General features: G+C 38.8%; 9 protein-coding genes and 1 pseudogene. 8 read left to right on the top strand and 2 right to left on the bottom strand.

The window, feature by feature from the left end:
• Nucleotides 1–1,107: pseudogene (locus SMIDD28_RS11955) on the top strand (beta-carotene 15,15'-monooxygenase); the annotation flags it as partial.
• Nucleotides 1,108–1,205: 98 nt separating this feature from the next.
• On the opposite strand, the gene trhA reads toward SMIDD28_RS11955, so the two are convergent.
• Together trhA and SMIDD28_RS00700 are read right to left on the bottom strand one after the other, a co-directional pair.
• Nucleotides 1,206–1,853 carry a PAQR family membrane homeostasis protein TrhA gene (gene trhA / locus SMIDD28_RS00705; RefSeq protein ID WP_001097996.1) on the bottom strand — a complete coding sequence of 216 codons (648 nt, stop codon included), beginning with the start codon at nt 1,851–1,853 and terminating at the stop codon, nt 1,206–1,208.
• Nucleotides 1,853–2,296 carry a DUF1836 domain-containing protein gene (locus tag SMIDD28_RS00700; RefSeq protein WP_061423954.1) on the bottom strand — a complete coding sequence of 148 codons (444 nt, stop codon included), beginning with the start codon at nt 2,294–2,296 and terminating at the stop codon, nt 1,853–1,855. Before SMIDD28_RS00700 ends, trhA begins: the two co-directional genes overlap by 1 nt.
• Nucleotides 2,297–2,430: 134 nt before the next feature.
• Here SMIDD28_RS00700 and SMIDD28_RS00695 point away from each other — a divergent pair, with 134 nt between their 5' ends.
• The 7 genes from SMIDD28_RS00695 to trxB all read left to right on the top strand — a co-directional run.
• Nucleotides 2,431–2,925 (top strand): GNAT family N-acetyltransferase, encoded by a 495-nt coding sequence (locus SMIDD28_RS00695; protein ID WP_061423952.1) that lies wholly within the window; start codon nt 2,431–2,433, stop codon nt 2,923–2,925.
• Nucleotides 2,925–3,428: a methylated-DNA--[protein]-cysteine S-methyltransferase gene (locus SMIDD28_RS00690; RefSeq protein ID WP_061423950.1), complete on the top strand. Its 504-nt coding sequence runs from the start codon at nt 2,925–2,927 to the stop codon at nt 3,426–3,428. Before SMIDD28_RS00695 ends, SMIDD28_RS00690 begins: the two co-directional genes overlap by 1 nt.
• Nucleotides 3,429–3,445: 17 nt before the next feature.
• Entirely contained in the window at nt 3,446–3,802 is a 357-nt protein-coding gene (locus SMIDD28_RS00685; RefSeq protein ID WP_033689010.1) for an arsenate reductase family protein, read from the top strand.
• Nucleotides 3,803–3,959: 157 nt separating this feature from the next.
• Entirely contained in the window at nt 3,960–4,760 is an 801-nt protein-coding gene (locus SMIDD28_RS00680) for an amino acid ABC transporter permease (protein ID WP_020901891.1), read from the top strand.
• On the top strand, nt 4,760–5,503 hold the full coding sequence (locus SMIDD28_RS00675; protein WP_000590982.1) for an amino acid ABC transporter ATP-binding protein: 744 nt from the start codon (nt 4,760–4,762) through the stop codon (nt 5,501–5,503). Before SMIDD28_RS00680 ends, SMIDD28_RS00675 begins: the two co-directional genes overlap by 1 nt.
• A gap of 77 nt (nt 5,504–5,580) precedes the next feature.
• Nucleotides 5,581–5,805 carry a DUF4059 family protein gene (locus SMIDD28_RS00670; RefSeq protein WP_000926599.1) on the top strand — a complete coding sequence of 75 codons (225 nt, stop codon included), beginning with the start codon at nt 5,581–5,583 and terminating at the stop codon, nt 5,803–5,805.
• Between the two features lie 65 nt (nt 5,806–5,870).
• On the top strand, nt 5,871–6,760 hold an 890-nt coding region (gene trxB, locus SMIDD28_RS00665), incomplete at its 3' end, for a thioredoxin-disulfide reductase (RefSeq protein WP_061423948.1).

Raw genomic sequence — 6,760 nt, 5'->3', positions numbered from 1 at the left:
TATAAGACTGCTAATAGATATCTTTAAAAAGGATTACCAATTATGGGCTATCTTAGGCGCAAGCAGAACTCAGCTATCTTTATTAGTATCTGGACAGTTTTATTTAATGGCAGTGATTGTTAGTAGTATTGGTACAATACTTTCATTTATCATGGCAGATAGTTACTACAAATTTTTACAAAATTTATTAGGAAGAGATGAGTTACCTGATTTAGTTATTACAGCCAACATTCAATCAATTTTATTGAGTGTTTTCATAGTCCCAACAATTGTCGGGATAGGGGCTTACTTTTATTCAAGTCGTATACTTAAAATATCATCAATATTAAAACCAAAAAAGAAAAAAGAAAAGTCACAGTAACTGGATTTGTTAACATCTCTGTTCGTTTATTCCTATGGTTAATATGTATAGGTTCTATTGTTTCAGCAGGTTTTATCAGAAACAAAGAAATAATTGAAAAACAGTCAAGCATAATATTATTTTTATTAATTATTCACATTCTTATTATTCAATCACTATCTCCATCAATTCAAATGTTTCTAATAAAATTTTTAATGAGGATATTTCCAACTGAAAATTATGTAATCAATACAGGCTTTTGGAATCTACTATCCAATCCTAGTTATTTGAAAAGTATACAAACTTCAATGAGCATGGGAGTAACTCTCATTTCTGGGTTTATTCTTTACACCCAAAATATGTATTCATTCATGAATACAGCAAACGGAGTAAACGAAGCAAGAGCTTCCTTTATTGCTTATCTGTCTGCTCCAATTATTCTGATTATTACTAGTTCTATTTCTCTTACAATTTTATCTTCTAATAAAGATATTGAGGACATTAAACAGTTAAAGACACTGGGAGTGTTAAGATTACAATTTTTTAAAATACGTATAGGCGAGGCAATAATACATTCGGTGTTAATTTTATTAGTGTCAGTAATTTTCAATTTAATTATTTTAATTTTAGTTAGCCTTATTGGCCAATTTTTAGGCCGTAGTTTAGTAGATATATCAGGTTTCTGGCAACCGAGTCTTATAGTTATTTCTTTGTTAGTTATTTTTTATAGTATTACAAAGGGATTTTATTTATTTCAAGATAGATAAATTGGAATAGTTACTGATTCAAAAAGAACACACTTATTGACATTGAAACCAAAGCGATACTAAAACTAAAAGGCAAGGATAAAAAACCTTGTCTTTTTTTACATGTAATAAACAATGGCAATGTATTGGAGGGCAGATGCTGCTAGGATAAAGAGATGCCAAATCATGTGGAAATAAGGTTTTTTCTTGGCGTAAAATCCAGCTCCAACTGTATAACAGAGTCCGCCAGTTACCATGAGACTCCAGAAAATGGGCGTCGTTTGACTGATAATAGCAGGAATGATAGCTAGAACCAACCAGCCCATAATCAGGTAAAGAGCAAGGCTAAATTTCTCATTGACTTTTTTAGCAAAGATTTTATAGAGAATACCAAAGATGGTCGTTCCCCATTGGATGGCAATAATTAGATAGCCAAACCAGTTATTCATTAAGGTCAAGACGACGGGCGTGTATGAGCCAGCAATGGCAACATAAATCATAGAATGGTCGATGATTCGCAAGACATATTTGTGGGTCGAACCATAGGCCATAGAGTGGTAAATGGTGGATGATAGAAACATGAGAAAGAGACTAATAACGAAAATAGAAACGCCGATAGATGATAAAAATCCGTGTGCCTCATAACTATAGGTGGATGAAATAGGTAGTAAGATGAGCATGATGACTGCACCTACGGCATGGGTCACGCTATTAGCAATTTCCTCTCCAAAACTGAGTTGTTTGCTGAGCTTTAGGCTTGTATTCATTAGATTTCCTCCTCTTGAGTACGATGGATTAAGGCTAGAGTTTGATGATAGAGTTTAACGGTTTGGCAGCTACTTTGGATAATGGGGTTAGCTGGGTCAATTCCTTGGTTCATGTAGTCCACAAAAGCATCGTAGAGTTGGTCTGAACTTGCTTGACTTTGTAGAGTATTCAGTGTCTGGGCGATTTCTTGAATCGAAAATACAGATTTGAGGGTTGTGATAGCAATCAAACGGGCAATCTGTTGGCGTTGGTATTTTTTCTTGTCAGGCTTTGTCAGGTAACCATGTTTGACATAATTGTTGACCATAGATGCTGTTAGGCCCTTATCTTTATCAGGAGAGATAGGGGCGCAGACCTGATTGACATAGAGCAAAACCTGGTCCAGATAGAGGTCAATGTTTGGAATTTCTGCCCATTTTGGGTAGGAAAAGGTAGTTTTCATTTCCGACTCCTTTTTATCTAGTTTTAATAACTAGATTATAAAATAACAAAAACAAAAAGTCAAGTTTTAACTGCTTGTGAAAAGGCTTAAATTATGCTATGATGGGAGAAACTAGTCAGAAATGAGGAGAAAAGATGGAGATTCGTTTAGCTTTTCCAAATGAAGTAGATGCCATCATGCAAGTGATGGAGGATGCTAAAAAATGTTTAGCGGATGCTGGTAGTGACCAGTGGCAAAATGGTTATCCAAATGCTGATATTGTTATTGAGGATATTATCTCAGGTCAAGCCTATGTAGCCTTGGAAGAGGGAGAACTGCTAGCCTATGCTGCTGTGACCAAGAGTCCAGAGGCAGCCTATGAAGCCATTTATGAAGGCAACTGGCAAGCTGGGGAGTCAGAGTACCTAGTCTTTCACCGTATTGCTGTGGCAGCAGATGTGCAGGGACAAGGAGTTGCTCAAACCTTCTTAGAGGGCTTGATTGAAGGTTTTGATTATCTTGATTTTCGTTCAGATACGCATGCAGAAAACAAAGCTATGCAACATATTTTTGAAAAACTCGGATTTAAACAGGTTGGTAAGGTTCCAGTTGATGGCGAACGCTTGGCCTATCAAAAATTGAAGGAATAATGCAAAAGAAGTACGCAAAAATGCTCTACTCTTCGCCTATTGGTTGCCTTTCTCTTGTAGCTGATGACCAGTATTTGTATGGAATTTGGGTACAGGAGCAGAAGCATTTTGAGAGGGGGATAGGAGATGAAACGATAGAAGCAGTTGTTAGTCATCCTATTTTAGACTCCGTTATTGATTGCTTAGATGCTTACTTTAAAGGCAAGCCTCAGGATTTATCCAACTTGCCCTTGGCTCCAATCGGAACGGATTTTGAAAAGCGAGTTTGGTCCTATTTACAGGGAATTCCTTATGGTCAGACAGTGACCTATGGACAAATAGCTCAAGACCTGCAAGTGGCTTCTGCTCAAGCAATTGGTGGAGCTGTAGGACGAAATCCTTGGTCCATCCTTGTGCCTTGTCATCGTGTGTTGGGAGCAGACAAGCGTCTGACTGGTTATGCCGCAGGGGTGGAAAAGAAATTCTGGCTCTTGGAGCATGAAGGAGCAGATTTTAAAGAATAAAATAGAAAGTGAAAGACATGTTAGAATTTATCGAATACCCAAAATGTTCAACTTGTAAAAAAGCAAAACAAGAATTAAACCAACTCGGTGTGGACTACAAAGCTGTTCACATTGTCGAAGAAACACCAAGCCAAGAAATGATTTTAAACTGGATAGAAACCTCAGGATTTGAATTGAAGCAATTTTTCAATACTAGTGGAATCAAATACCGTGAATTAGGGCTGAAAGATAAGGTAGGAAGTCTGTCAAACCAAGAAGCAGCTGAGTTGCTCGCAAGCGACGGTATGTTATTAAAACGTCCGATTTTAGTGGAGAATGGAACTGTTAAGCAAATCGGTTATCGAAAATCTTACGAAGAATTGGGACTGAAATAGTTTTTATCTATCTCTTTGATAGATAAAATATATAACCTCCCTGTTTCAAAGTATGATAAACTAGTAGGTAGACAAAGTCTGTATCTGACCGTAGCAAATAATTTCATTGACGGCAGAAGTATGGTAGAATGAATCATTATCAGGAGAGGATGTTTTTATGAATGTTACAACGATTTTAGCATCAGATTGGTACCAAAACTTGATGCAATTGATTCCAGATGGCAAGCTTTTTAGCCTGCGTTCAGTCTTTGATGGAATCCCGAGAATTGTCCAACAACTTCCAACAACGATTATGTTGACAATTGGTGGTGCCCTTTTTGGCTTAGTTTTGGCGCTTCTTTTTGCCATTGTGAAGATCAATCGTGTCAAGATTTTATATCCCTTGCAGGCCTTCTTTGTTAGTTTCTTAAAAGGGACACCGATTTTGGTGCAACTCATGTTGACCTATTACGGGATCCCTTTGGCTTTGAAAGCTCTCAATCAGCAATGGGGGACTGGTTTCAATATCAATGCTATTCCAGCTGCAGCTTTTGCGATTGTCGCCTTTGCTTTTAATGAGGCAGCTTATGCTAGTGAAACCATCCGTGCAGCCATTCTCTCAGTCAACCCTGGTGAGATTGAAGCGGCACGCAGTCTGGGGATGACCCGAGCACAAGTTTATCGACGAGTGATTATTCCAAATGCAGCAGTTGTGGCAACTCCAACCTTAATCAATTCCCTCATCGGCTTGACCAAGGGAACTTCCCTAGCCTTTAGTGCGGGTGTTGTGGAAGTCTTTGCCCAAGCTCAGATTTTGGGTGGTGCCGATTATCGTTACTTTGAGCGATTCATCTCTGTAGCCCTTGTTTATTGGGTAGTCAATATCGGAATTGAAAGTCTCGGTCGTTTCATCGAGAGAAAAATGGCTATTTCTGCACCCGATACAGTGCAAACAGATGTGAAAGGAGACCTTCGTTAATGATTAAGATTTCGAATTTAAGCAAATCCTTTTCAGGACAGACTGTCTTGGATCATCTGAACTTGGATATCCAAAAAGGGGAAGTTGTAGCCTTGATTGGTTCTTCAGGAGCTGGAAAATCAACCTTCCTTCGCAGTCTCAATTATCTTGAAACACCTGATAGTGGCTCTATTCAGATTGATGATTTCTCAGTTGATTTTTCTAAAATCACTCAAGAAGAAATTCTTGCCCTTCGTCGTAAGTTGTCTATGGTTTTTCAGCAGTTTAATTTGTTTGAACGCCGCACAGCACTTGATAATGTAAAAGAAGGCTTGGTTGTTGTCAAGAAATTATCTGATCAAGAAGCGACTAAGATTGCCAAGGAAGAGTTAGCTAAGGTTGGGCTTTCTGATCGTGAAAACCATTACCCTCGACATTTATCAGGTGGACAAAAACAACGGGTTGCCCTAGCGCGTGCACTTGCTATGAAACCAGATGTCTTGCTCTTAGACGAACCAACTTCAGCCCTTGACCCAGAATTGGTTGGTGAAGTAGAAAAATCTATTGCAGATGCTGCTAAGTCAGGTCAAACCATGATTTTGGTTAGTCATGATATGTCCTTTGTAGCCCAAGTGGCTGATAAGATTCTCTTCCTAGATAAGGGGAAAATCATTGAGTCTGGAACACCGGATGAGATTATCCACCATCCTAAAGAAGAACGAACAAAAGAATTCTTCGCTAGTTACAAACGAACTTATATTTGATATAATAGATAAAGGAAAACTCAGTTAGATGGACTAGCTGAGTTTACTCTTTAAAAAAGATAGAAATGAGAGAAATCATGCTACTGCAACTATTTTCTTTATATTTCGAGAGTTTGATCTTGACCACCATCCTCGTCCTGATTTTTTTAGGGATTTGGATTGGACTGAGAGCCATGTCGGGAGTTGATAAGACAGCCAAGGCTCGCCAAGCCCATCTCTATGATATGATTATGATTGGTGTCTTGGTTGTTCCAGTATTATCCTTTGCGGTTATGAGTTTAATTCTTGTTTTCAAGGCATAATCCTTGCATGATTGACAAGAAAGAGTTAGAATGAAGATAGTTACAACAAGAAAGAAGGAAACTATATGTACGATACTATTATTATCGGTGCTGGACCTGCAGGGATGACTGCGGCCTTGTATGCTGCTCGAAGCAATTTGAAAGTAGCCTTGATTGAAGGCGGTCTGCCAGGTGGTCAGATGAATAATACATCTGATATTGAAAATTACCCAGGATACGCTAATATTAGTGGGCCAGAATTGGCAGAAAAGATGTTTGAACCGCTTGAAAATCTTGGTGTTGAGCACATTTATGGTTATGTTGAAAATGTCGAAGACCATGGTGATTTTAAGAAAGTGATGACTGATGACCAAACATATGAAACTCGTACAGTCATCGTAGCGACTGGATCTAAACACCGTCCTTTGGGAGTACCTGGAGAAGAAGAACTGAACAGTCGTGGTGTTTCTTACTGTGCTGTGTGTGATGGTGCTTTCTTCCGTGACCAAGATTTGTTGGTAGTTGGTGGTGGAGATTCAGCTGTTGAAGAAGCCCTCTTCTTGACTCGTTTTGCAAAGACTGTTACCATTGTTCACCGTCGTGATCAACTTCGTGCCCAAAAAGTGTTACAAGACCGCGTCTTTGCGAATGAGAAAATCAGCTTTATCTGGGATTCTGTAGTGAAGGAAATCAAGGGTGAAAACCGAGTAGAATCTGTCGTATTTGAAAATGTGAAAACAGGTCAAGTGACAGAACAAGCCTTCGGTGGCGTCTTTATCTATGTTGGCTTGGACCCTCTTAGTGATTTTGTTAAAGAATTGAATATCCAAGATCAGGATGGTTGGATTGTGACAGATAACCACATGAAAACTGCAGTTGACGGTATCTTTGCGGTTGGAGATGTTCGCTTGAAGGATCTTCGCCAAGTGACAACGGCAGTTGGAGATGGAGCTATCGCCGGTCAAGAAGTCTATAA

Origin of the sequence: Streptococcus mitis, from assembly GCF_001579045.1 — a bacterium.
GTDB classification, from domain to species: Bacteria; Bacillota; Bacilli; order Lactobacillales; family Streptococcaceae; genus Streptococcus; species Streptococcus mitis_D.
This window is presented reverse-complemented; position numbering and strand designations above follow the sequence as displayed.